Below are 23,063 nucleotides of genomic sequence, written 5' to 3' on the forward strand. Positions count from 1 at the left end.
CCTTATTGGGCCGCAGCCGCCTGAACGGCAGGCCCGGCGGCATTCTTCACGGCGTCAGCCATCATCTGCTGCTCCTGCCTCTGCTGGCGGATCGCGTTGGCTTCGTCCTCGGTGTTCACAGCATCGGCAAGGCCCAGCCCGCCAAAGCCCTTCTTGAGCATCACCGGCCACTTGACGTAGTCCTGATAGGCCTCGGGCGGGTAGCCCTGCAGCAGACCAAGAGCCTGCGCCACGTTGGCCGTTTCGGCCTCGCGGCCGAGCGCTTCGAGACCCGTGAGGATCGTCGTGTCGATGACCGTATCGTCCCACTCGGGGAGCTGCCGGTTGTTCCGCATTTGGTAGATCAGCCGATCCACGCGAGCCCGCAGCATGGCGCCGGAGAGGGCCGAGAAGGCACCACCCTGGACGCTGTCGAGTTCCTGCCCGACACGTCGGACTTCCTCGGCGGTGACACGCTCGGCGTTACGGACGCCGGCAGACGTGAGCATGAAGGCGGCGCCGAGTTCCCGGCGGAGGCTTTCGAGTTCGACCTGGACGATCTGCATGCCGGTCAGGTTGGTGAACTGCAGCATGTTCACATCTTCGGGGTTGCCCGTGATGATGTCGCCGTTGTTGGCACCAGAGACCTTGCGGCGCAGGTTCACGCCACCAGCGGCGCCGGGGCGCAGCATGATGATGTTGCGCGATGCCATGGCAGCACCGTCACGCATGGCCTTGGAGAGGCCGTCGAACGTGATGAGGTCGGCGATGTGGTCTTCGACCTTCCCTCGGCCGTAGCTCTCGCCGGCGACCGCCGTCCAGCGGAGGGCGAAGAACGGGAGGTACTTGGCCTCGTAGACACCGGCGGAGTTCGGGACTGTCTGGTCCTCGAGTTCCTGATGGACATCCCACTGGCCGTCTTTCAGCACACCCCAGGTGTAGAGGTGGAGGCGGACATTGCCAGCGGCGGCGTCGGTCGATCCGGCAGGCACGAGAGCCTTGAGCTGGTCGGGGAGTGACGCGGGGTCCAGCAGCTGCTCGATGATGAATTCGATCAGGTTGCCGGCAGGGTCGCGAACGACGACGAAGCGGTCGAGCGGATGCGTGATGATCCGGTTGTCGGGGAGCATCTGCTCCAGGACATTGCCACCGACGATCAGGTGCTGCAGCGAGACGGTCGTCGGGGACCGCCAGTCGCGCAGGGCGATCTCGTTGTGGGGGATCTTCTCGATCTGCCCGAGCTTCAGCTCGAGGTCGGGAGGAGCGGCATTGTTTGGAGATTTGAGGAGTACCGCCGGGGTAACTCCAAGTCTGAAAAGATTGCGTCCCGGCGGGAGAAGGGCCGACGTAAAGTAGGAGGCGAGGTGGACGATAAGCCGAGCGCCGAGACCCTGATTGGGTTGCGGGAGGTCGGACATGCCGTTGTGCCCTTCGGGGGGAATAAGGCTCGGGATCGTCAGCGATGAGGCCAGACGAGCCCGGCGAAGGAATGGATCGCGCAGTACGGCAAGCGCCTGATACCGCGTCTTGGCGCCTGCCATTAGACGGGGATCGCGATGCCGCTAGTCGCGCCTTGGGCGGACCCCAGGGGAATGCGGAGAGACGAGCGGCCCTTCTTGGCCTTCGCCTGATCGACCCGGCGCTTAACATTGGCGAGCGCGTCGGGGTCGGAGAGGGCCATGGCGATCAGCGGAGCGGGGGCCGGTGCGGCCGGGCTCACGCCCGCCTGCAGTTCGGCGCTATCGCTGTTCGAGGCGGCCTGAGTGGTGTTCTTCTTCTTGTTGCCCATGTGGTTCGGTCCATAGGTTTCGGGAGAAGCCTTGGTCCTCCTTCTCGAAACCGAGCATGAGCAAGAACCGGTCGAGCGGCTTCCGGTTGGGATTGAGGGTGTGAGAGGTGACGACCTTGTCGGCGCCTACGGCGAACGCAAGGCGGCACAATTGGTCGACGAGGTCGCTCGTGAAGAACGGCAACCGGGCGCCTTTGGCGGCGCATCCGTGGAACCTGAGAATGCCCGGTTCGTCCCAGCTGCCCCACGCGACCCCGAGTAGGGAGCCGTCCGGGGACAGGATGTTGACGCGGAGGCAGTCTGCCAGTTCGTCGAGGGACCAGAAGAACGGGTAGCCGTTTATCTGGAGGAACATGAAGAAGGCGCCTGGGTCCACTTCGACCCTGCACAGCGCCCTACTCCTCGGTCGCATCCCGAGCTTGGCTCAAGAGGTTGATGAGTTCGTCCACCAGCTCGCGCTTGGCGGCGCGTCGGTGAGCGGCAATGATGTCCTCGTCGGGCCGGATGCACTCGTGCGGGTAGGCCTGGTCGAGCAATTCGATGAGGCCCTGAGCGTTCAGCTGGGGTAGATCGGCTGGGTCAATCATTTCGGTTTCGGGGGTTCAAGAGGGTCCAAAAAATAGGGACCCGCCGAAGCGAGCCCCTACTGGTCAGTCCTCCGTCTCTAACGCGCTGGCGGCGTCGGGGAGGTTCATCGTTGCGTCAAGGCCATCCTCGTCGAACTCGTCGGGCCAGTCCTTGCGGATGGCCGTCAGGAAGTCGACGTAGTCCGGAGGATTGCGCCAGACGTAGAGGTAGTCGTCACCGCTCTCGGTGGTGCCGGAGACGATGTAGACCTTCACTTGGCGGTCAGAGCGCCTTCGAGGCGACCAGCGAGACTGGACAGCTTGCGGCTGTAGTCGCGGGTCGACTGCGACTTGACGATCAGGGTGGCGGCAGCTTCCGTCAGGGCGACCGAGTGGTCGAGAGCCACGCGGGCGTCGGCGTCGATCCGGTTGATCAGGGCCGTGGCCTGATCCTCGTAGGGGCGGATCGGCTTGGCAGGCACGACGCGGTCGATGATGGCGGCGACGAAGGCGAGGAGACGAGCGAGCATGGTGATCTCTTTCAGTCGATCAGGATGAAATTGGGTTCGGTGGAGGCGGCAGGTGCCGGTTCGGCTGGGGCGGCGGCTAGGTTTTGCTTCGCCCGCTCGGCCTTGAGATAGACGTCGTAGGCACCCATGACGTTGAACAGCATGGCCGCCAGCGTGGTCGGATAGTCCTCGACGGCGAGGTCCGCGTAGCCACGGTGGTGGAGCCACAGGTCCTGCCAATGGCGGGCCAGCGACTTCATGTAGGCATCGACGGGGATGCCCTTCTGCCAGTTGTCTCCGTCCCGTAGCGAGCCATCGGCCAGACGGCGTTTGCCGTGCATGTAGACGGCATAGTCCTGCAGGACGAGCGGAGACAGGAAGGCCTCGAAGTCCAGCTTGTTCTCGTCCAGGTCGCGGTTGGCGCCGGTGGCGAAGGTGCGGACGACAGGCTTGTTGGTCATATGATCCCGAGTTGTCGAAGGGTGTTGATGGAGGTGTGGGCGCCGACGTGCAGGACGAAGTTGCCCATCTTGTTCGCCCAGGCTGCAGCGTTGACGGCGCGGTCGTCGACCAGAATGTCACCCGGCAGGCAATAGGCAGGCTTCTCGCTGGTCAGGCAGGTGATGACGGGGACGTCGGTGCCCAGCTTCTCAGCCACCCATGCCCGCTTCTGCTGGTCGACCGAGGCGCTGTCGCGCTTCGGCAGGGCCGTAAGGATCGTCGGGTGGAGGTGCGCCACGGCGCCCCACAGGACGTCCGCATCGCGCGTCATGGGGAGGTGGTAGAAGAAGTTCGGGTCGGCGTTCAGGGCGGTCCAAAAGGCGGCAGGCCCATGTATCCACTCCCACTTGTAGGTGTTCGTGGTGCCGATGGCGCGTTCGGCGCCCGCGTCGAAGTCAGCGAGGACGCCATCGAGGTCGAGGTAGAGTGTCAGAGGGGTAGCTCCTTCGGGCCATTGGGCGTCCACAGGCGGACGGTACGAGTGTCTTGGTTCCAGTCGCCGTGCCGCAGGATGCGGGCCAGCTGTGCCTGCGCGACCAGCTCGGCCTCGGTCAGTCCGGCCCTAGCGGCGCGGTCGACCATTGCCTGCCAGACGCTGCACGGCTCGCCCTCGACCCACTTTTCGACGGGCTTTGGGTTGCGCTTTCCGACGTACTGGACGGTCTTGCGCAGCCGGGTTGGGTTCAGGATGAGGTTCTGGGCGGTGACCGGGCCGACCTTCGGGATACCGGGGTAGCCGTCGACCGCATCTCCCACCATGGTCTGCTTCATCCACATCTGGTCGGCCACCGTGGGCCTGATGCGGGTCGGCTTGTCCTCGTGCATGGGGTTCAGCACGAGTGTCGGCAGGGTCTTCATGTCCTTGTCACCGGACACGACCACCACCTCGGCGCCGGGCTCGGTGCCATAGATGCCGAGGAGATCGTCCGCCTCGAGGCCGGGCTCGGCCAGCACTTCCAGTTCGTCGGAGAGTGCGGCGCGGACGGCGTTATAGGCGGCCGGCTTCTCGGCCGTGCGGTTGGCCTTGTAGGCTGGCCAGAGGCGGTGACGGAAGCTGTCGGACTTGACCGCCGACAGGACCAGAACCGGTTCGGTGCAGCGAGCGAGCTTCGTCCACTTGCGGACGAGGCGCATCGCTTCGGCTATGGCTTCATCCTCGTCCACGATGGGCGTGTTCCCCAGACCGTCGCCGAGATCGACGGTGGTCTGGGAAGCGAACGCGGCCCGGTAGATGAGCATGTCGCCGTCGAGGAGAGCCCTCAGTTCGGCTTCCGGGGGAACGGGGTGACGTTGTCGTCGGACACGACCTCAACCTCAGGCTCGCTGTCCAGATGCTCACCGGTCACCTCGCCGGTGGTCAGGAACGTGTCGATGCCCTTGGCGATCTGCAGGGTGCAGACAGGACAGGCCAAGCCGATAGCCTGCGCATGAGCCTGCGCGTAGGCGACGGCGGTGAGCCGACGCTGGACGGTGTCGTTGTCGATCAATTGGTTCTCTCTCAGTGGGTTTCGTGCCAGTTGGCACCGATGTCGAAGGAGCCGGCGAGCGGGCAGCGGATGCCGAGGCGCTCACCCGCTTCGCGGATGCAGTCGGCCAGCTCCGCCCCGATGGCCTTGGCCAGTTCGGGGACACACTCGACCTGGACTTCGTCGTGGACGTTGGCGAGGTAGGCGAAGTCGCGGGCGTGGACCCAGCCTCTGGCGGGGACGCGCTCGAAGTGGAAGATGTTGAGGGCCACCTTCATCGCGATGGCGCCCCCACCCTGGAGCAGGAAGTTGAATGCCGAGTGCGACGAGCGGACCTTGATCTTGCGCCCATCGATCCCCTTGACGTAGCCCTGCTTCTTGGCCGTCTTGACCACCTGCTCGATGAGCTTGGTCAGGCCGGGCGTTCCCTTGCCGAGGGCCTCACGGAGACGCGCTCCGTGCAGCTTCTGGTTGCCCACCGGCCTAGGCTTGCCGGCCGCACGGGCATCGTCGAACACGGTCTTGCCGAGGGTCGGATCGGCCGCCCCGTAGATCAGGGCGTAGATCGCGGTCTTGGCGCTGTCGCGCAGGTACAGAGACCCGGCCCGCTGGTTCAGCGAGTGGATGTCGGTGCCCTTGGACTTGTTGCCGTTCAGCACCGTGTCGGTGGTGCGGCCCCCATCGAGCCGGGCCATGTAGTGGGCCAGCATGCGGAACTCGAGCCCTTCGGCATCGCAGCCAACCTGCACCCAGCCCTTGCGGGGCTCCCACGGCTCACGCAGTTCCTTGTCGGCCTGCGCCACGTTGGGCTTGAAGTGGGTGCAACGGCCGGTGCCGGTGCCGAGCGTGTTGACGGCGCCGTGGATGCGGCCCGTCTCGGCATCGACCAGCTTGAGCCAAGCGTTCTTGCCGTCCGACATCTGCCCGAGCATCTTGGCGATGCGGGCATAGCGGAGCAGCAGCCTGGCCTCCGGGTACTTGAGACCCGCCATGACCTGTTCGTCGGTCGCGGGGATGCCGCTGTCGGTGAACTTGGTTGGCTTCCAGCCGTACCGCTCGGTGAGCCGGCGGGCGACCTGCTGGCCGCTCCCGGGGTTGAACACCTCGATCTTGTCCTTGAGGCGCTTGCCGGTCTTGGGCGAGTAGCGCTCGTGGATGATCGGCGGGAAGGCGGCCTGGAGCTGCTGGGTGAGGTCGTGCTGCTCTTGCTTGAGGTCGCCCACCTTGGCCGCCACCTTGGCGACGTTGAGGGGGAAGCCGTTCTGCTCCTGCAGCCCGATGACGATGGCAAACAGGTTCTCGATCTGGAGCGACTGATCCCATTCCCAGCCCTCCATCTTCTTGAGCAGGTAATGGTAGAGTGCCCGGCCGACGCGGATGTCCTGCGCCCCGTAGACGACCATGTCCTCGTTGAAGGTCTCGAAGCCGCCCTCGTAGTCGAGCTTCTCGATGCCGAGGCGTTTGCCCCACGCCTTGAGGCTGTGCTCCTTCTCCTCGTTGAACAGCAGACGGGCCGCGAGCAGCGTGTCCCAAATCTGTTCCGGCCGGAGGGTGCCCGGGTAGACCTTGTTGATGGCGTGGAAGTCGAACTTGGCGCCGTTGTGGAAGACGACGCGGTCGGCGGCCGAGAGGCGATCAAGCCCCTCTTGAATGGGTGGGTAACCCGGTTGGTCGGCGTAAACGTCGACATCGTCGCCGTCCTCAGTGCCGATCTGCAGCATGTGGACGCACGTCATCTGGCGGAGGAACCCATTGGTCTCCGCGTCAGCGATCAGGGTGAGCATGAAACTCCATGAAGCCGCGCTACGGCGGGCGTCAGGAGCGAGGATCGAACTCCTCGTCTGCCTGAGCCGCCGCGCGTCGGACCACGCTCTCGGCCTTGGCAGGCGGAGCGTCGAACCATTCCCCTTTTTTGGCGTAGCCCAGCCGCCGCAGGGTCTTGTGCGCGAGCCATTCAGCATGGCGGCGCCCAAGCGTGGGAGCAGCGACATACAGGTGGTAGCCCCTGTCGGGGTCACCGGTGTTGTAGCTGCTCAGCCTGCGGCGGGGATCGTTGGTCTGGCCTACCTTGACCCATCCGGGGAAGTGGGGATGGGTGATGACGTAGACGTAGCCAGACGGATCAGAAGTCTGACCCAAGGTCGTCGTCGAGTGCCAGTTCCTCCGGCACATAAGGGACGAGACGGCCGGTCACCCGGTCGTATCGAACACTGCCCGCCAGCCCGGTGATGCCCGAGTAGCGGTTCTTGAGGACGCGGAAGTTCGCCACGTCGCGCACCTCGTCCTCCTCGGACTGCTGGTTGCGCTCCAGGCCGATCACGATGTCGGACAGCTGGACGATGGAGTGGCTGCCCCGCAGGTGGGCAAGGCTGATCTCGGCGCCCTGTTCATGCCCCTTGTCGCCCGAGGGGCGGCGCAGGTGCGAGACGAGGTGCATCGACACTCCGGTCTCCTCGACGAGGGACCGCAGGTTCGTCATCAGCCGGTCGATGGTCTTGCGCTCATCGTCGTTGTCCTCCATGCCCGACACGATGATCGAGAGGTGGTCGAGGATGATCGTCCGGCATCCGCACCCGACCGCGAGGAACCGCAGCTTGGACAGGATGCTCTCGGACTGGATGGACCCGAAGTGGTCGAAGGTGAAGAACCGTCCGGTGCCCAGAGTTTCCTCATAGGCGCGGCGCAGCTCGTCCTTGGACACCTCGTTGCCGGGGAGGTGGATCGGCTTGTTGAGGTGGAGCCCGACCATCCGCTGGGCGGATCGGCGGACGTTCTCCTCGAGCGCGACATAGCCCACGTTCTGCCCTTCGAGCAGGCGGGCATAGCCGATCTCGGCGACGGCGGTGGACTTGCCCATGCCGGACCCGGAGGTCCAGGTCACGAGTTCGCCGAACCGCTCACCATAGGTGACGTCGTTGAGGCTGGCCCATGGGTACGGACGGCCGAGTTCGATCTCGGTCGTCAGCTGGTCCCACAGGTCGAGGCCGTTGACGATGCCGTCAGGCCGATAGAGCCGCGCCTCCCAGAAGGCCGACACGAACTCCTTGATCCGGCCGTCGACCAACATTTCGTTGGCGTCCTTGACCGGCAGCTCCATGACGTGAGCCTTGCCGGGGGTCAGGAGGCGGACGCACTCGTCGACCGCTTCCCGGCCCGGCTCGTCCATGTCGAAGCCAAAGATCACCACGTCGTAGCTCTCGAGGAACTCGAGGCTCGCCTTGACCGCCTTGGCAGCGGACTGAGCACCGTTCGGGATCGAGACGACCGGCCAGTTGCCGAGCATCTGGTACGCCGACATGGCGTCGATCTCGCCTTCGACGACAAGAATGCGTTTGCCCCCGTCCCGCCAGAGGTGCTGGCCGAACAGGGTTGCATCCTTGAAGTCACCGGTGGTGCGGAACTTCTTGCCGGCGGACCGGACCTTCTGGCCCACGATCTGCCCCGCCTTGTTGCGGTAGGGCGCGACCTGGACCTTCTGGCCTCGATCATCCTCGGCGATGAAGTAGCCGAACTTCTCGCACGTCGCCTCGTTCAGGCTCCGGGCCGGAATGGCCTGGTAGTGTCCGAAGGGGACGAGCGACTTGTCCTTGGGTTGCTTGGGGGCGGACGAAGGGGCCTCGCCCTCCGCCGTTTCATAGTGCTTGCAGGAGAAGCAGTAGCCATGCCCGTCGTCGTATCGCGCGAAGGCGTCGGACGATCCGCAGGTTGGGGCTGGGCAGGGAAGGCCGGTCTCGACGACCTCGCTCAACGGGCCTTCCAGCACTCGCGGACAGCGTCGAAGAACGAGGGAGCGTCGTTGTCCTTCCACTCCTCCGCGAACGCCCGGCCGGCCTCGGCGGAGGAGGCGATGAGCATCAGGACGAACAGGGTAAGCGCTGCGGGGATCAGGGCGAAGGCGAGGGCGAGGCGCCGCAGGAGCGTGTTCTTGATCCGGTAGATCAAAGCAGCACGACCATGTTGGGGCCGAGGACGGTGATGAACGTGACGAGTGTGGTGGCACACGCCAGCATGAGCCAAGCGAGAGGGGTCAAGAGTTTCCTCCGAATGTGGAAATGACGATGTTGCCGTCCGGCTTGAACCACGCGTTGTGGACGGTGAGACCCGGAGAGGCGTGTTGTTGCGCCTCCCATCGGGAGGCGAAATGCCAGAGCAGCCCGGTGGCTGGGTCGACCACATCGGCACCACGTCGGGCACCTAGGACGACCCAGAAGTCGGGCTTGCGATCAGGAAGCAGCGGAGAGCGCCTTCGGCTCCGGGGAGACGAAGTAGCGCGTGTACCGCTGACCCGTCGCCGGATGCTTGCGGTTCTGGCGCTGGACCTCGTAGCCGAGTGCCTCGAGGTCGTTGATGCGCCGGGCCAACGACATGATGCCGTAGTCGTCGATGGCCGAGCGCGGGGTGATGTACCCGACCATCTTGCAGTGGGTCAGGATTTGACGCAGCTGCGGGCGGAGTTTGTCCTGCACGTTAATCAATTGGATCAAGTCCCTCATCGTTCTCATTCACCTCACACCACCAGAGCCGGAAGCCGGGCTCCTCGCCCTTGCCTACCCAGCGTTTGACCACGGTCAGGGACACGATCTGCCTGTCATCCAGCCACGACTTCCCGAGCTTCGTGATCAGGTCCATCGGACCCTTCGCGAAGTTGTCCACGTCGCCCATCGGGGCCGTGTGGTCGGTCTTTTTGGGGGCCGGGCAGTTGACCTCGACGACGAGCGCCACGTTCCCCTTGAGTGGGACTGTGGGCATCGCCTCGATGGCCGGCTGCGCCGACTTGATCCAAGTCGTGTAGGATTTCGGGTAGTACGTTCCCCATCTTGTGACACGGGGACGCCCTGCCGGGACCGGCTTGCCGCCGATCCAAAGCGAAAAGAGGCCCGCGCGAGCGAGCCCCTTGAGTTGTTCGACCGCCGCTAGGGCGAGATTAGAAGTCGCCACCGTTATCGTCGCCGGTGTCACCATCGTCGCCGGCATCTGCACCGCCGTCGAAGTCCTCGACGTCGTTGATGTCGAAGCCGTCGATGTCGTCGAGCGCGTCGAGGTTGGCACCGCCGCCCGCGTTCTTCTTGACCAGCTGTACGACCGTCAACTGCAGGCTCACGCCGAACATGATGACGTCGATGATCTTCTTCCCCTCTTTCACCTTCTCGGTTTTCTTGTAGGCGTAGAGGGTGGTCACGTAGCGCACCTCGTCACCCGAGCGGGCTTCGATACCCTTCCTCAGGGCCTGCCGCTTCGTGTCGACGACCGTGGGCTTGTGCTTGGTCGAGGCCTTGAGGATGATCTTTCCCTCGAACTCCTCCTTGTCGCCCTCATACTCCTTCCACGGAAGATGAAGATCGGACAGGTCGTCGTTGGGGAACACCTCGGCCGCGAAGTCGCGCACCTTCTTCTCGTGGTCGGACATGTCCGTGTCGCCGTCGAGGACCAGCTGACCCTTGAACTTGTTGTCGGCGTACTGGCCCTTGGTGTCGGGCTTGTGGTGGTAGGCGTAGGCGGCAATGCCAACCGGGGTCACGAGCTTGACCTTCGGCTGCTTCGTCTTGGTCTCAGCCATGCGGCTCAGTTCCCTTCGATGTGCTTGGAATAGATGTCGCGAACGAGGCGCGTGAGCTTGCGCCGTTCGCTGCGGTCGAGGCGGGCCATGTCGAACACGACGCCCTCGGGAGTGGTCAGGTCGTAGTGGGCAGCGCCCATGCGGATGCGAATGCCGAGCATGTGGATGGTTCCTTTCAGCGAGAGGGGGACAGGCCGCGCGTCATCAGTTCGACCTGGAGGTCGAGCGGCAGCGGCTCGTGGCGGCGCCGGTGAAACTGGGCGGCGTCGATCAGTTCGTCGTTGGTCAGGTCCGACCACATGCGTGTTGCTCCGTCAGGGTGTTGCGCTTGTCAGGGCAAGAGGGTCCACTAAATGCGGACCCCTCGCCGTCAGGTCATTTGCCGGGGTACTGCGCCCACGGGAGCTGCCAGTGCGGGCCGTCCTTGAAGGACTTCCAGTCACCGCCCCACTCGATGGGGACGCCTTCCAGCTTGGCCGCCTCTTTCACGGCGCGGGCGAGCAAGTGGTAGAGCGGCCAGTCCCAGCGGATTTCCCCAACGAATGGGGCAATGTCGACGGCATGGGCGTAGCCGTTGGCAGCCGGAATGTGCCGGCTGTTCAGCGTGGTGCTGGCGCCCGAGGCCTTGAGCTGCTTCTGCCGGGCCAGAGTGCGAACCCCCTCGATCACGGTGAAGTCGACCGTCGAGAGTGTCAGGGCGCGGCGGATAACCCGCACCAGATCGGGATGGACGCCCGCGAGGTTGCCCTCGGAGCGCTTGGAGAACACGAACATGCGTGGCCTTTCAGTTATAGAGTTATGCTTGTCGTCAGGCAAAGAAGAACTCGGAGTCCAGGCACTCGGAGACGTCGAAGTCGCCGGGTACGATGAACTCCGAGTAGTGCGGAACCTCGGCCAGCCCCTCGGCCTGCGCGTTGAACTCCGCCTGCAGGATTTCCAGCCAGTCCTGCTGATACATGACCACGAACTGCTCGCGGAGGCACCGCGACAGGTCATCGACCCGCGCCGCGTGGACGCCGAAGCTGTCGTGGATCATGGCGAACGAGACGTTTGGACCCAGACGCTCGGCCATGGCGTTGACCGTCATGGTCAGGTGCGCCGCGTCGAACGAGTGGATCAGGTTGGGTGCCGCCGCCAGCATCTGCTTGCGACCCTGCAGCCCGCCCGTCCTGTCCTCCTCCCAGAGGACCAGCTTGCCCGCGATGGTGTTCAGGCGCAGCCGGTTGAGGGTGTAATAGGACTGTCGGACCTTGTTGCCGGTGGGCGTGGTAAAGTCGAACGGCTTCTCCGCCTCGGCGAGAGCCATCGCGGTGGCCTGCAGCCACGCCATGACCCCCTTGGCAGACGTGATGGTCTCGTCGAGAGCCGCCACGATCTTGTCCTTGAGGTAGGTTGCAGCCTGTCCCTTCTTGTCCATGCCCTCGGTGTGACCGTCGTTCATCAGCTGCTCGGCAATGCCGCGCTCGGTGACGCCGTAGGGCGTGGTCATCACGGCCCGCTTGACCACCTTGCGCGTGATCTTGCCGATCCACTCGTGCGCCAGGGCGACCCCCGCGACGGCGTCTTCCGACACCAGCCGCTCAACGACGGTGGCCACCTGTGTGTAGATGTCCTGCCGCACCTTGTTCGCCGCGACGTTGGTGGCACGGGCGCCGATGGGATCACGACCCATCGCCGACAGGTGCTGCAGCCCGTTGCACGACCCGTCCTGCGGGACGGGCTGGTGGGACACGTATGTGGTCGGGTCCACCAATGACCACGCCTCGTGCAGCTCCCGGCAGGTAGCGAGGAAGCCCCACGGCTCGTCAGCCTCGGCCCAGAATCGGCCCCCGTCTAAAGGGTCGACTGCGCTGTCGATGATCTGGACGCGATGCTCCTCGACCCACTTCACGCGAGCGGCCAGAGACATCTTGTCCTCGCCGAAGCAGTTGGCTGCGCGGATGCAGAGCCAGAACAGCCCGCGCTTGCCCAGCTCCACGCCCTCGGCGAACTCAAGGAGTGCCTTGCCGAAGTCGTCACACTGCGGGTGGAGACCCTGCGGCATCGGGTAGAACCGGGTGCGGAAGTCGAGGAAGTGCGGGAACCAGATCGCGGGCTGATTTCGCATGGTCTCGGCGATGTCGATCTGGGTGAGCAGCGCCTTGCGACGGCTCTCCATGCGGGCGTTGTGGCCGTGGATCGAGGACAGGTGGAACTTCCACTTGTTCCGCTCCTCCTCGGTCATCGCCTCCCACTCCTCGGTCGACTTCTTGGGGAGGTCGACGGTGTCAGCGTAGGGTAGCCCGCCCAGCTTGGAGCCGGACCGGTACGCCTCGGTCATCACGTCGAGCAGCCAGCCGTTGATCTTCCAGGGCGTCCGCTGGATGGCGTTGAGGGCGTGGAGGGTGCAATCCGACACCGGCGCTTCGAGCGCCCGGGTGTGGGTGTGCAGCCCGGTGCGGACGAGGTCCGTGTTCAGGAGGTAGTAGCCGCCTTCGTACTTCGACTGGGACTGGGTCAAGTTCTGCGCACTCTTGAGGATGGTGGGATGGCTGATGAAAGCGGGAGGGGATAGGCTCATGCCGCCACCTTCCAGTCTGCCGGAGGGATGATCGTGGGGAGCAGCGAGGGGCGGGACAGTTCACACTGCTGCCCGATGCGGAACAGCGCCTCCTTCGCCGCCTCGGTGAACACGAACTGCTTCTCGAAGCGCCCTCCACGGAGGCGAGCGTCCTCGATTTGGAACCATTCGGGCACCGCCTCTGAGAGCAGCATGAGGAGCCGGACGCCGAAGCTGATGCCGTCGTCACGGGTCCAGCGCTCCTCGCGCTTGCGGCCCATCTTCTCGCGGAGCCGCTTGAGGTTGCGGGCGTTCATGTCGTAGTTCTTGAAGAACCGGTCGACGGTCTCCTTGTCCGTCCCACGCCACTCCTCGAAGTCGATCTGGTCGCGGAGAGAGGCGTTGATGTCGGAGGCCAGCCCCGTCAGCGCCGGGTTGAACGTAAAGTCTCGAGGCATGAACGACATGCACTTCTTGACGGTGATGACGGCGAGCGTCTCGGCCTTGAACGTCAGGATGAGGAACCACCACGGAGCTGGACGTCCCCGCTCTCCGGCGGCAAGCCCATCGGCGGCCTCCTTCTGTGCCGCCTTGATCCGCTGGATCAGGAGGGGTACTGCCCGCTGCTGTAGCTGCGAGCCGAGTTCACTGTCAGCGACTCGCTGACTGTCGAGTTCGTCGCGGACCTTGCGGACCCCGCGCTCCACTCCGTCGAGTTCCCAATGCTTCTGCAGCTCGATGTCGTGCAGGTCTGGGGTGTGCCAAAATTGTGCCAAAAGCGCCTCTGGTAAAAAGGTGTTATGCGTCAGAGAGTTACGCTTCTACCTTCGCAAATAGACAAGGAACCCCAAGGGGTTAAGCCATTACGGGGGAACAGGTATTCCGAATGGTGATCACTCTTTTAATCGGATGGTCGAGGGTTCGATCCCCTCCCGGCATACCAATTCTTTCCGATCCGTCATTTTTCTTAACGCGATGATGGCGTCGCGAGCTTTGCTCGAGGCCGTGTCGCGCCGAGCCCCGCGCATCCAGCCGGCGCGTCAACGTAGGGCAGTCCGTTGGGGATGCGCATTGCGCCGGGCGGCACCTTGCACTAACGTCTTTCGTGACACGAAACGTAACCCCGCGATCGGGCGCCGCCGGCATCAGCCGGCTGTTGCGACCGAGCGGGACAGGAGTTTGATGGTGACCGATCTCGATCGGTCCGCAGTCGACGATCCGCCCACCGGCGGGTCGCGGCTCCGCCAACGCGACAGGCAGCCGCCTGCGCGCGGCCCTTCGGCCGGGGCGGACAGGCGGACACAAACCGGGCCCTCGCGAAGGCCACGCGGCCCGCTCTATGCCGCGCTCGACCTGGGCACGAACAATTGCCGGTTGCTCATTGCCCGGCCTCACGAAAACACCTTCCGCGTGCTCGATGGCTTCACCCGAATCGTCCGCCTGGGCGAGGGGCTTTCGAGCACCGGCCGGCTCTCCGATGCAGCGATGACGCGCACCCTCGAGGCCCTGAGGCTCTGCCGCAACAAGCTGCGCGAGCATGAGCCGACGCGCATGCGCCTCATCGCCACCGAGGCCTGCCGCGCCGCCGCGAATGGGGCCGAGTTCATCGCCCGCGTCGAGACCGAGCTCGGGCTGGCGCTCGAAATCGTCGACCGCCGGACCGAGGCCGAGCTCGCCGTCACTGGCTGTGCCGATCTCATCGAGAAGGACAGTGCGGGCGCGCTGATGTTCGACATCGGTGGCGGGTCGTCGGAACTGGCCTGGCTCGATTTTCGCGGCGGCCGCCCGCGCCGGCAGGGCAAGACGGCATCCTCGATCCGTTCCTGGCAATCGCTGCCGGTCGGCGTGGTGTCGATCGCCGAGAAATTCGGCGGCGTCGAAGTCAGCAGCGAGACCTTCGAGGCGATGGTCGCGTATGTCGCGAGCTTCCTCAGCCAGTTCCGTGGCCGCGAGCGGCTGCGCCAGATGATCGCCGAGCATCCCGTGCACCTCATCGGCACGTCGGGCACCGTCACGACGCTTGCCGGGCTGCATCTGGGGCTCGAACGCTACGAGCGTCAGAAGGTCGATGGCCTGTGGATGACGCGCCAGCAGGTGGACGATACGATGAAGGCGCTTCTGGGCATGTCGTTCGAGCGGCGCGTCAGCCACCCGTGCATCGGGCGCGACCGCGCCGATCTCGTTTTGCCCGGATGCGCGATCTTCGAGGCGATCCGCCGCGAATGGCCGACCGACCGGGTGCGCGTTGCCGATCGTGGCTTGCGCGAGGGCATTCTGATCTCGCTCATGGATGCGGATCGGTCCATGCGGGCCGGCGGCCAGATGGGGAAACGCTGATGGCCAAGGGCAAGGCAGGCGGCACGCTGGGCGGTGGCCGCATTTCTGAAAAGGACCTGAAGGTCCGCGTCAAGACGGCCAAGGGCCGAAAGATCGGGTCGACGCTGTGGCTGCAACGCCAGCTCAACGATCCTTACGTGGCCAAGGCGCGGTCCGAGGGCTATCGCTCGCGCGCCACCTACAAGCTGACCGAGCTCGATGAGCGCTATCGCCTGCTGCGCAAGGGCATGCGGGTGGTCGATCTGGGCGCCGCGCCGGGCGGCTGGTCGCAGATCGCGGCCAATGTCACCGGCTCGACGGACGAACACCCCCTGGTCGTGGGCATCGATTATCTCGACATGGACCCGATCCCCGGCGTCATCCTGCTCAAGAAGGATTTCACCGACGACGATGCGCCGCAGGTGCTGATCGACGCGATGGGCGGCTACAAGGCCGATCTCGTGATGTCGGACATGGCGGCGCCCACCACCGGCCATCGCGCCACCGACCATCTGCGCATCGTCAATCTCGTGGAACTCGCGGCCCATTTTGCCATCGACGTGCTCAACCCGGGCGGCACCTTCATCGCCAAGGTGTTCCAGGGTGGCACAGAGCATGAGCTGCTGTCGCTGCTGAAGCGCCATTTCGCGACGACACTGCACGCCAAGCCCAAGGCCTCGCGCAAGGAATCGGCGGAGACCTATCTGGTGGCGCGCGGCTTCAAGCCGGCTGGCCCCGTCGACCCTGATGGCGACACGGCCGAAGACTGAGCGGGCGCCGGCCCGGCGTCCGGACGCGGCCGGACAAGACTGGAGCTTCGCGCCGTTTCAGGAAACCGGTGAAAAGCTCTAGCCGCGCTGCCGGCGTTTCTGCCCCGAGATGTCGCTGCCGGCATCCCGCGGCAGGCCGAAGTAAAAGACCATCGCAATGGCGGAAAGCGCCGATACGGCCACCCATGCGACATGGAAATCGTCGAGGCCCACCGGTCCGCCGGTGATGTTGGCGCTCAATTCGAGCACGCCGCCGGCGATCGCCACACCGAGCGCGATGCTGATCTGCTGGGTCACGGCGGTGATCGCCGTGGCCTGGCCCACTTCATTGTCGGCGACCCCGGCATAGCCCATGGCGTTGTTGCCCGAAAAGAAGATCGAGCGCATCACGCCCCCGATCAGCAGGCAGCCCATGATGAGCGGCGCCGGTGTTTCCGGCCCGAAAAAGGCGTTGGCGACCATGGTGAGGCTGGCAATCGCGATGGCAAAGGTCAGCACCCATTTGAAGCCGACGGCTGCGAAGAGCCGCTCCGCCACCACTTTTGAGAACATCGCGCCCACGGCGCTGGCAAAGGTGATGAGACCGGATTCGAGCGGCGTCATCCCGAAACCCAGTTGCAGCATCAGCGGCAGCAGGAAGGGCAGGGCGCCGAGCCCGGTGCGAAAGATCGCGCCCGAGAGCACCGACACGCGGTAGAGCCGTTTGCGCAACAGGCGGAAATCGAGCAACGGCGCGCTCTTCCTGCGGCTCGAGACCAGATAGGCCGCGCCCGCGAGCAGCCCGATGACCGCTGATCCGATGCCCGCGATGGGGGGCAGGGCCGGCAGGCTGATCACCGAGAGCCCGAAGATCAGCCCTGAAAACCAGATGGCGCAGAGCAGGAAGCCGCTCTTGTCGAGCGGCCGGGGCTCGCGCTTCTCGATCTTGGGCAAGAATTTCGAGGCCAGCACGATGCCGATGAGGCCGATGGGCACATTGATCAGGAAGATCCAGTGCCATGTGAAGATGGTGGTGATGAACCCGCCCAGCGGCGGGCCGACCATCGGCCCTATCAGGCCGGGCAGGGTGAGCCAGGCCATGGCGCCCACCAGTTCGCTGCGCGGCGTCACCCGCACTAGCACTAGCCGTGCGATAGGCGTCATCATCGAGGCGCCGAAGCCTTGCAGGAAGCGCGAGGCGACGAAGGTTTCGAGCGAATAGGAGGCCGCGCAGCAGAGCGATCCGACCACGAAGATGCCGATCGCCATGCGGAAGACAGTGTTGGCGCCGAACCGGTCGGCGATCCAGCCGCTCACCGGAATGAAGATCGCCAGTGCGACGAAATAGGCGGTGAAGGCCAGCTTCAGCGCGATGGGATCGGTACCGATATCGGCCGCGATCGCCGGCAGCGACGTGGCGATGACCGTCGAATCCATGTTCTCCATGAACAGGGCGACGGCCAGGATGAGCGGGGTGATGCGGTTCAACTGCGTAAGCGGGCCTGGTCGAGTCAGCGGGTGGGAAATTCTAGACCAACCCTTGGTCCCAGTCATGCCGCAAGCCACTAGCCTTTGTGATGAGGTGGCATGAGGGTCATTCGCGCCGCGCTCTAGGCAAAGCCGGGGACCGGTGCTAATGACCCTCGCCAACCCGGAACGCGGCGCGAGTCGCCGGCCCGGGCTTCCAGCTTTTGTCGCATCCTGCAGCGGGAAGGGGCCATCCCTTGGCGAAGATCATTTCATCCATCACCGGCGAGAGCGCCCTGACCTTTGACGACGTGCTGCTGCAGCCGGCGCATTCCGATGTGCTGCCCAGCCAGGTCGACATCAGCACCAGGGTGACCAAGGACATTTCGCTCAACATCCCGATCCTGTCCTCGGCGATGGATACCGTCACCGAGAGCACCATGGCCATCGCCATGGCGCAGGCCGGCGGCATGGGTGTGATCCACAAGAACCTTGATATCGGCGTCCAGGCCGAGAATGTCCGCGCGGTCAAGAGCTTCGAGAGCGGCATGGTGGTCAACCCCATCACCATCGGCCCCGACGCCACCCTTGCCGATGCGCTCAACCTCATGGAAGCCAACCGCATCTCCGGCATTCCGGTGGTGGAAAATGGCGGGCGCGGCGGCCGGAATCTGGGGCGTCTCGTCGGCATCCTCACCAATCGCGACGTGCGTTTCGCATCCAATCCGCGCCAGCCCGTTTCCGAGCTCATGACCCATGAGAACCTCATCACCGTGCGCGACGGGGTGAGCAAGGATGACGCCAAGCGCCTCCTCCACACCAACCGCATCGAAAAGCTGCTGGTCGTGGACGATGAAGGCCGCTGTGTCGGGCTCATCACGGTCAAGGATATCGAGAAGGCCCAGCTCAATCCCCATGCCGTCAAGGACGCGCAGGGCCGGTTGCGCGTCGCGGCTGCCACGGGTGTCGGCGATGCCGGCTTCGAGCGCTCGCTGGCGCTGATCGATGCCGGTGTCGATCTCCTCGTCATCGATACGGCCCATGGCCATTCCGAGGGCGTGCTGCGGGCCGTCGAGCGCGTCAAGCGCGAGAGCAATTCGACCCGCATCGTCGCCGGCAACGTCGCGACGGCGGCAGCGACCCGCGCGCTCATCGACATGGGCGCCGATTGCGTCAAGGTCGGCATCGGGCCGGGCTCGATCTGCACCACCCGCATCGTTGCGGGCGTCGGCGTGCCGCAGCTGGCAGCCGTCATGTCCTGCGCCGAAGAGGCTGATCGTCAGGGCATTCCGGTCATCGCCGATGGCGGCATCAAGTTCTCGGGCGACTTGGCCAAGGCGCTCGCGGGCGGCGCCTCCTGCGCCATGATCGGTTCGCTCCTTGCTGGCACCGACGAAAGCCCGGGCGAGGTCTATCTCTACCAGGGCCGCTCCTACAAATCCTATCGCGGCATGGGCTCGGTCGGCGCCATGGCCCGCGGCTCGGCGGATCGCTATTTCCAGCAGGAAGTCAACGACACGCTCAAGCTCGTGCCCGAAGGCATCGAGGGGCAGGTGCCCTACAAGGGCGCCGCCAACCATGTGCTGCACCAGCTTGCGGGCGGCCTGCGCGCGGCCATGGGCTATACCGGCGCTCACACGCTGCGCGAATTCCGCGACAAGGCGGTGTTCGTGAAGATCTCCGGCGCGGCCTTGAGCGAAAGCCATGTGCATGACGTCTCGATCACGCGCGAAAGCCCCAATTACCGCGTCGGAAAGTAACTTTCATGACGGGTAACGCGCTCTGGCTGATCGCCTCGCTCCTGGTCCTGGGGCTCCTGCCCCTAGGCCTGGTGCTGCGCCTCGGCGCCATCCGCCTGCCGCTGGTGTTCTCGGGCAAGGTCAAAGTCCGCGACATCGCGCTCTCGCGCACCAGCTGGCCCGAAGATGAAAAGAAGGTGTCGAACGCCTTCGACAACCAGTTCCAGCTGCCAGTGCTTTACGCGGTGGCCGTCTTCATCGCGTTGGCGATGGGGCCAGGGCTCCTTGAGGTCGTTCTGGGCTGGGCGTTCGTCGTCTCGCGTTATGGGCATGCGGCCATCCACATCACCAGCAACCACATCTTCCGCCGCTTCTGGGCCTATTGCATAGGGCTCGGGCTGCTTTGGGCCCTGTGGCTCTGGCTCATCATCCGCTGGGTGATGCTTCTTGCCTCTGGAGTATCCGCATGAGACTGCCGGGCCGTATGGCCGCCGCCATCGCCGTGCTCGAGGATATCGAGAGCCATCGCCGTCCCGTCGCCGAGGCGCTGAAGGCGTGGGGGCTGGCCAATCGCTTTGCCGGCGCGGGCGATCGCGCGGCCATCGGCAACCTTGTTTATGACGGCCTCCGCCGCAAGCGCAGCCATGGCTGGGCGATGCAGTCCGAGGCCGCCCGTGCGCTGGTCCTTTCGGTCGTCGTGCGCGAATGGGGCGAAAGCCCGGAGAGCCTCGCCACGCTTTTCGCGGATGATCCGCATGCGCCGGCGGCCTTGAGCCCCGATGAGGTTGCGCGCCTTTCTGCCACAGATCCTCTGGCCGGTGCCCCCGCCGCTGTCGTTGCCGACCTGCCGGACTGGATCGCGGCCCTCCTCGAGATCAGCCTTGGGCACGACTGGATCGTCGAAGGGCAGGGGCTCACCGGCCGCCCGCCGCTCGACCTGCGCGCCAATCTGCTCAAGTCCGACCGGGCTCGGGTGATGAAGGCGCTGTCGCGCTTTTCGCCCCAGGAAGGTCCGACGAGCCCCTGGGGTCTGCGCCTCGCCGCCGGCCCGCGCGATGCCCGCACGCCCAATGTGCTGACCGATGAAGCCTGGCTCAAGGGCTGGGTGGAGGTGCAGGATCAGGGCAGCCAGGTCGTTTCGCTCCTCTGCGGCGTCCAGCCCGGCGAGCAGGTGCTCGATCTCTGCGCCGGCGCCGGCGGCAAGACCCTCGCTCTGGCTGCGCTCATGGGCAACAAGGGCCAGATCTTCGCCCATGACAGCGACCGCACCCGCCTCGCCCCGATCTACGATCGCCTGAAGCGCGCCGGCGTGCGCAATGTGCAGGTCCGCCCGCCGGCCGAGACTGCGCTCGATGATCTGGTGGGCCGCATGGATCGCGTCGTCGTCGATGCGCCCTGCACTGGCTCGGGCACCTGGCGGCGCCAGCCGCACGCCAAGTGGAAGCTGACGCCGGAGCAACTGGCCCTGCGGGTCGCCGAGCAGCAGCAGATCCTCGATGATGCCGCGCGCTTCGTGAAGCCGGGCGGCAGTCTTGCCTATATCACCTGTTCGGTCCTGCCAGACGAGAACGGCGCCCAGGCGCAGGCCTTTCTCGCGCGCCACCCTGAGTTCCGCGTCGTGCCGGGGCATGGCCTCTGGCACAAGGCGTTTGGCGGCAGCGGTGCGCGGGCCCGGTTCACCGCTGAGGGCGGCATCCTGCTCACCCCCGCGACCACCGGCACCGACGGGTTCTACATCGCGAGATTCGAACGGGCTCAGTGAACCTGGCGCCAGGGTCGGGCGTTAATGGGTCATGACCCAGCCCACCTCGCCCTCGGCATCGCTGAACAATCCCCGCTCCTGGCTCGTGCTGGGATTTTTCATCCTGCTCGTCGTCGGTGTCGGCGGGCTGATCGGCACGCAGTCCATCCCCGGCCCTTGGTATGAATCGCTGACCAAGCCGCCCTTCAATCCGCCCAACTGGATTTTCGGGCCGGTCTGGTTCACCCTTTACGTGCTGATCGCCATAGCCGGCTGGCGCACCTTCGCGGTGGTTGGCGGCGACTGGGTCAAAGGTCTCTGGATCGCGCAGATGCTGCTCAACTGGGCCTGGTCCCCGGTCTGGTTCAACCTGCAGCAGGTCTGGGTCGCCCTTGCCATAATCATCGTGATGCTCGCCACGATCCTGCTCTTTATCGCCGACCGCTGGAACCGTGATCGATTGGCCGCTGCACTGTTCGTGCCCTATGCTGCATGGGTGAGCTTCGCCACTCTGCTCAATCTTTCCATTGCGATTTTGAACTGAAGTCCGTCATTTTGACTTGAGATGCTTGCGCGCCTGCCCGATCCTCCTCGGGCTGGCGCGTAATGCATTCGAGGCCCCTGGTGACGTCCCCGCTGACCCTAGACGCGTTTCTCGGCGAGCTTTTCGATCCCGGCAAGGCCCTGACCCACATCCCCTATATGCTGCTCGTCGTGTCGATGCTGATGCGCGACATGAGTTGGCTCAGGGCCTTTGCCATCACCGCCGGCGTCATCCGCATCTTCAACCGTTCTTTCGTTGACCAGGATTTCATCGTCGCCTTCTGGGAGACGGCGCTGGTCGGCATCAATGTCGGGCAATTGATGGTGCTGTGGTACTACGCCAAGCGTGCCCGCTTCTCCGAAGAGGAGAAGATGCTCATCTCAAACCTCGATCCATCGGTCTCGCGGCGCACCGTGCGCCGCCTGCTGCGGCTCGGCGAGTGGCGCAATGTCGAGGGCGATACGGTGCTGATCGAGGAGGGCCGGCCGGTCGCCAATCTCGTGTTCGTGGCCGAAGGCGTGGCGCAGATCGAGCGCGGGGAGCGCATCGTGGCGGTTTGCGGGCCGGGCGATTTCCTCGGCGAAATGAGCTTTGTTTCTGGCAAGCCCGCCAATGCCACCGTGCGCACCGCGCGGCCCGGCCGCATCCTGAGCTTCCCGCAATCGTCCCTCCGCCACGCCATGCGCAACGACGAGGAGCTGCGCCAGGCAGTGGAATCGGGGCTCAACCGCAATCTCGTGGGCAAGCTCGCAAAGTCCGGCTGACGCCAAGATCCTTGTAACAAAACTGTCGTCAAACTGGAGGAGAGGGCCCTGCGGCGGATCAGCTAGACCCGCGCGGCGAACAGGCGATGCCATTGCGCATCTTGCGGGACGGGCCATGGATTTTTCACTGCCGGAGCTTTTGCGCGGGCTCTCCAATCCGGTCACGCTGTTCGGCCATTTCACCTATGCCTTGCTGATCATCTCGATGCTGATGCGCAGCATGGTCTGGCTTCGGGTGCTCGCCGTTGTGTCGGGTAGCTGCAAGGTCATCTATCGCGCATTCTTCCTCGTCGATCCCGTCAGCGTGTTCTGGGAGGCGATCTTCACGATCGTCAACATCATCCAGCTCATACTGATCTGGTACTACCAATACCGCCACCGCTTCGACGCCGAGGAAAAGCATTTCGCCGAGCAGATGCCCCGCGGCATCGATCGCTCCTCGATCAGGCGCTTCCTCGCGCTCGGCACAGTCACTGCGCTCGACCCGGATATGGAGATGACGCGGCAGGGGCAGGCCGTGGCCGATCTCACCTATATCGCCGAGGGCATCGTCAAGGTGGAGGCCGATGGCAAGCTGCTCGCCATCTGCGGGCCGGGCGACTGGATCGGCGAGCTGAGCTTCCTCTCCGGGCGCGAGGCAACCGCCACGGCCACGGTGGTCAAGCCCACCCGCGTCATCCGCTTCAACCAGCAGCGCCTGCACACCGCCATCGCCCGCGACGCGGCCCTGCGTCGTACGCTCGAAACGGCACTCAACCGCAATCTTGCCGGCAAGCTGACCCGCAGCAATGCCATGGGTGCCATGCCCGGCTGAGGCAGGTTCACGGCCATCGGGCG

31 protein-coding genes are annotated in these 23,063 nt (G+C 65.0%); 8 read left to right on the forward strand and 23 right to left on the reverse strand.

Annotated elements, in window-relative coordinates:
- Positions 1 to 2: 2 nt before the first annotated feature.
- From BT183_RS03095 to BT183_RS03185, 22 genes are all read right to left on the reverse strand, one after another.
- Positions 3 to 1,520 carry a portal protein gene (locus BT183_RS03095; protein ID WP_072338928.1) on the reverse strand — a complete coding sequence of 506 codons (1,518 nt, stop codon included), beginning with the start codon at positions 1,518 to 1,520 and terminating at the stop codon, positions 3 to 5.
- Positions 1,520 to 1,768: a hypothetical protein gene (locus BT183_RS20410; protein WP_143145641.1), complete on the reverse strand. Its 249-nt coding sequence runs from the start codon at positions 1,766 to 1,768 to the stop codon at positions 1,520 to 1,522. The genes BT183_RS03095 and BT183_RS20410 overlap by 1 nt, the downstream gene beginning before the upstream one ends.
- Entirely contained in the window at positions 1,719 to 2,123 is a 405-nt protein-coding gene (locus tag BT183_RS03100) for a hypothetical protein (RefSeq protein WP_143145642.1), read from the reverse strand. The genes BT183_RS20410 and BT183_RS03100 overlap by 50 nt, the downstream gene beginning before the upstream one ends.
- Positions 2,124 to 2,163: 40 nt before the next feature.
- On the reverse strand, positions 2,164 to 2,355 hold the full coding sequence (locus tag BT183_RS03105) for a hypothetical protein (protein ID WP_072338932.1): 192 nt from the start codon (positions 2,353 to 2,355) through the stop codon (positions 2,164 to 2,166).
- Positions 2,356 to 2,418: 63 nt separating this feature from the next.
- Positions 2,419 to 2,610, reverse strand: coding sequence for a hypothetical protein (locus BT183_RS03110; RefSeq protein ID WP_072338934.1), 192 nt, complete (start codon positions 2,608 to 2,610; stop codon positions 2,419 to 2,421).
- On the reverse strand, positions 2,607 to 2,864 hold the full coding sequence (locus BT183_RS03115; protein ID WP_072338936.1) for a hypothetical protein: 258 nt from the start codon (positions 2,862 to 2,864) through the stop codon (positions 2,607 to 2,609). The genes BT183_RS03110 and BT183_RS03115 overlap by 4 nt, the downstream gene beginning before the upstream one ends.
- Before the next feature lie 11 nt (positions 2,865 to 2,875).
- A complete protein-coding gene (locus tag BT183_RS03120) occupies positions 2,876 to 3,304 on the reverse strand; it encodes a hypothetical protein (RefSeq protein ID WP_072338938.1) in 429 nt (142 codons plus the stop codon).
- Positions 3,301 to 3,810, reverse strand: a complete 510-nt coding sequence (locus tag BT183_RS03125; RefSeq protein ID WP_084603214.1) for an HAD family hydrolase — start codon at positions 3,808 to 3,810, stop codon at positions 3,301 to 3,303. Before BT183_RS03125 ends, BT183_RS03120 begins: the two co-directional genes overlap by 4 nt.
- Positions 3,774 to 4,607 carry a hypothetical protein gene (locus tag BT183_RS03130; RefSeq protein ID WP_280173924.1) on the reverse strand — a complete coding sequence of 278 codons (834 nt, stop codon included), beginning with the start codon at positions 4,605 to 4,607 and terminating at the stop codon, positions 3,774 to 3,776. The genes BT183_RS03125 and BT183_RS03130 overlap by 37 nt, the downstream gene beginning before the upstream one ends.
- Positions 4,604 to 4,831, reverse strand: coding sequence for a hypothetical protein (locus BT183_RS03135; protein WP_072338942.1), 228 nt, complete (start codon positions 4,829 to 4,831; stop codon positions 4,604 to 4,606). The genes BT183_RS03130 and BT183_RS03135 overlap by 4 nt, the downstream gene beginning before the upstream one ends.
- Positions 4,832 to 4,842: 11 nt before the next feature.
- Positions 4,843 to 6,594 carry a DNA polymerase gene (locus BT183_RS03140; protein WP_210185435.1) on the reverse strand — a complete coding sequence of 584 codons (1,752 nt, stop codon included), beginning with the start codon at positions 6,592 to 6,594 and terminating at the stop codon, positions 4,843 to 4,845.
- Positions 6,595 to 6,625: 31 nt separating this feature from the next.
- Positions 6,626 to 6,949, reverse strand: coding sequence for a GIY-YIG nuclease family protein (locus BT183_RS03145; protein WP_072338944.1), 324 nt, complete (start codon positions 6,947 to 6,949; stop codon positions 6,626 to 6,628).
- Positions 6,933 to 8,558 (reverse strand): DnaB-like helicase C-terminal domain-containing protein, encoded by a 1,626-nt coding sequence (locus BT183_RS03150; protein WP_072338946.1) that lies wholly within the window; start codon positions 8,556 to 8,558, stop codon positions 6,933 to 6,935. The genes BT183_RS03145 and BT183_RS03150 overlap by 17 nt, the downstream gene beginning before the upstream one ends.
- Entirely contained in the window at positions 8,555 to 8,752 is a 198-nt protein-coding gene (locus BT183_RS03155; protein WP_072338948.1) for a hypothetical protein, read from the reverse strand. The genes BT183_RS03150 and BT183_RS03155 overlap by 4 nt, the downstream gene beginning before the upstream one ends.
- A 281-nt stretch (positions 8,753 to 9,033) precedes the next feature.
- Entirely contained in the window at positions 9,034 to 9,294 is a 261-nt protein-coding gene (locus BT183_RS03160) for a helix-turn-helix domain-containing protein (RefSeq protein WP_177282367.1), read from the reverse strand.
- Entirely contained in the window at positions 9,278 to 9,784 is a 507-nt protein-coding gene (locus BT183_RS03165; RefSeq protein ID WP_084603217.1) for a RusA family crossover junction endodeoxyribonuclease, read from the reverse strand. The genes BT183_RS03160 and BT183_RS03165 overlap by 17 nt, the downstream gene beginning before the upstream one ends.
- Positions 9,735 to 10,367: an ssDNA-binding protein gene (locus BT183_RS03170; protein WP_072338954.1), complete on the reverse strand. Its 633-nt coding sequence runs from the start codon at positions 10,365 to 10,367 to the stop codon at positions 9,735 to 9,737. Before BT183_RS03170 ends, BT183_RS03165 begins: the two co-directional genes overlap by 50 nt.
- A gap of 5 nt (positions 10,368 to 10,372) precedes the next feature.
- Positions 10,373 to 10,528: a hypothetical protein gene (locus BT183_RS20665; protein ID WP_177282369.1), complete on the reverse strand. Its 156-nt coding sequence runs from the start codon at positions 10,526 to 10,528 to the stop codon at positions 10,373 to 10,375.
- A 14-nt stretch (positions 10,529 to 10,542) separates the two neighbouring features.
- Positions 10,543 to 10,668, reverse strand: a complete 126-nt coding sequence (locus BT183_RS21120; RefSeq protein WP_280173904.1) for a hypothetical protein — start codon at positions 10,666 to 10,668, stop codon at positions 10,543 to 10,545.
- Positions 10,669 to 10,742: 74 nt separating this feature from the next.
- A complete protein-coding gene (locus BT183_RS03175; RefSeq protein ID WP_072338956.1) occupies positions 10,743 to 11,141 on the reverse strand; it encodes a M15 family metallopeptidase in 399 nt (132 codons plus the stop codon).
- A 34-nt stretch (positions 11,142 to 11,175) separates the two neighbouring features.
- Positions 11,176 to 12,927, reverse strand: a complete 1,752-nt coding sequence (locus tag BT183_RS03180) for a DNA-directed RNA polymerase (RefSeq protein WP_084603218.1) — start codon at positions 12,925 to 12,927, stop codon at positions 11,176 to 11,178.
- Positions 12,924 to 13,682, reverse strand: a complete 759-nt coding sequence (locus BT183_RS03185; protein ID WP_072338958.1) for a hypothetical protein — start codon at positions 13,680 to 13,682, stop codon at positions 12,924 to 12,926. The genes BT183_RS03180 and BT183_RS03185 overlap by 4 nt, the downstream gene beginning before the upstream one ends.
- 406 nt (positions 13,683 to 14,088) lie before the next feature.
- Here BT183_RS03185 and BT183_RS03190 point away from each other — a divergent pair, with 406 nt between their 5' ends.
- Both BT183_RS03190 and BT183_RS03195 read left to right on the forward strand, forming a co-directional pair.
- Positions 14,089 to 15,243: a Ppx/GppA phosphatase family protein gene (locus BT183_RS03190; RefSeq protein ID WP_425290538.1), complete on the forward strand. Its 1,155-nt coding sequence runs from the start codon at positions 14,089 to 14,091 to the stop codon at positions 15,241 to 15,243.
- On the forward strand, positions 15,243 to 15,992 hold the full coding sequence (locus tag BT183_RS03195; protein WP_072338960.1) for an RlmE family RNA methyltransferase: 750 nt from the start codon (positions 15,243 to 15,245) through the stop codon (positions 15,990 to 15,992). Before BT183_RS03190 ends, BT183_RS03195 begins: the two co-directional genes overlap by 1 nt.
- 78 nt (positions 15,993 to 16,070) lie before the next feature.
- Here BT183_RS03195 and BT183_RS03200 read toward each other — a convergent pair whose 3' ends face one another.
- Positions 16,071 to 17,459 (reverse strand): MFS transporter, encoded by a 1,389-nt coding sequence (locus BT183_RS03200; RefSeq protein ID WP_072338962.1) that lies wholly within the window; start codon positions 17,457 to 17,459, stop codon positions 16,071 to 16,073.
- A 236-nt stretch (positions 17,460 to 17,695) separates the two neighbouring features.
- Here BT183_RS03200 and guaB point away from each other — a divergent pair, with 236 nt between their 5' ends.
- The 6 genes from guaB to BT183_RS03230 all read left to right on the forward strand — a co-directional run bounded on the left by guaB (position 17,696) and on the right by BT183_RS03230 (position 23,040).
- On the forward strand, positions 17,696 to 19,198 hold the full coding sequence (guaB, locus tag BT183_RS03205; protein ID WP_072338964.1) for an IMP dehydrogenase: 1,503 nt from the start codon (positions 17,696 to 17,698) through the stop codon (positions 19,196 to 19,198).
- Between the two features lie 5 nt (positions 19,199 to 19,203).
- Entirely contained in the window at positions 19,204 to 19,647 is a 444-nt protein-coding gene (locus tag BT183_RS03210) for an MAPEG family protein (protein ID WP_072338966.1), read from the forward strand.
- On the forward strand, positions 19,644 to 20,939 hold the full coding sequence (locus tag BT183_RS03215) for an RsmB/NOP family class I SAM-dependent RNA methyltransferase (RefSeq protein WP_072338967.1): 1,296 nt from the start codon (positions 19,644 to 19,646) through the stop codon (positions 20,937 to 20,939). Before BT183_RS03210 ends, BT183_RS03215 begins: the two co-directional genes overlap by 4 nt.
- Before the next feature lie 31 nt (positions 20,940 to 20,970).
- Complete coding sequence (locus BT183_RS03220) at positions 20,971 to 21,462, forward strand: TspO/MBR family protein (RefSeq protein ID WP_084603219.1); 492 nt, start codon at positions 20,971 to 20,973, stop codon at positions 21,460 to 21,462.
- An 80-nt stretch (positions 21,463 to 21,542) separates the two neighbouring features.
- The gene (locus BT183_RS03225) at positions 21,543 to 22,226 is read left to right on the forward strand and encodes a Crp/Fnr family transcriptional regulator (protein ID WP_177282371.1); all 684 of its coding nucleotides are present in this window, start codon (positions 21,543 to 21,545) and stop codon (positions 22,224 to 22,226) included.
- Between the two features lie 115 nt (positions 22,227 to 22,341).
- On the forward strand, positions 22,342 to 23,040 hold the full coding sequence (locus BT183_RS03230) for a Crp/Fnr family transcriptional regulator (RefSeq protein WP_072338971.1): 699 nt from the start codon (positions 22,342 to 22,344) through the stop codon (positions 23,038 to 23,040).
- The last annotated feature ends 23 nt before the right edge of the window (positions 23,041 to 23,063 follow it).

Source organism: Devosia enhydra (genome assembly GCF_900119845.1).
Classification (GTDB): Bacteria; Pseudomonadota; Alphaproteobacteria; order Rhizobiales; family Devosiaceae; genus FPKU01.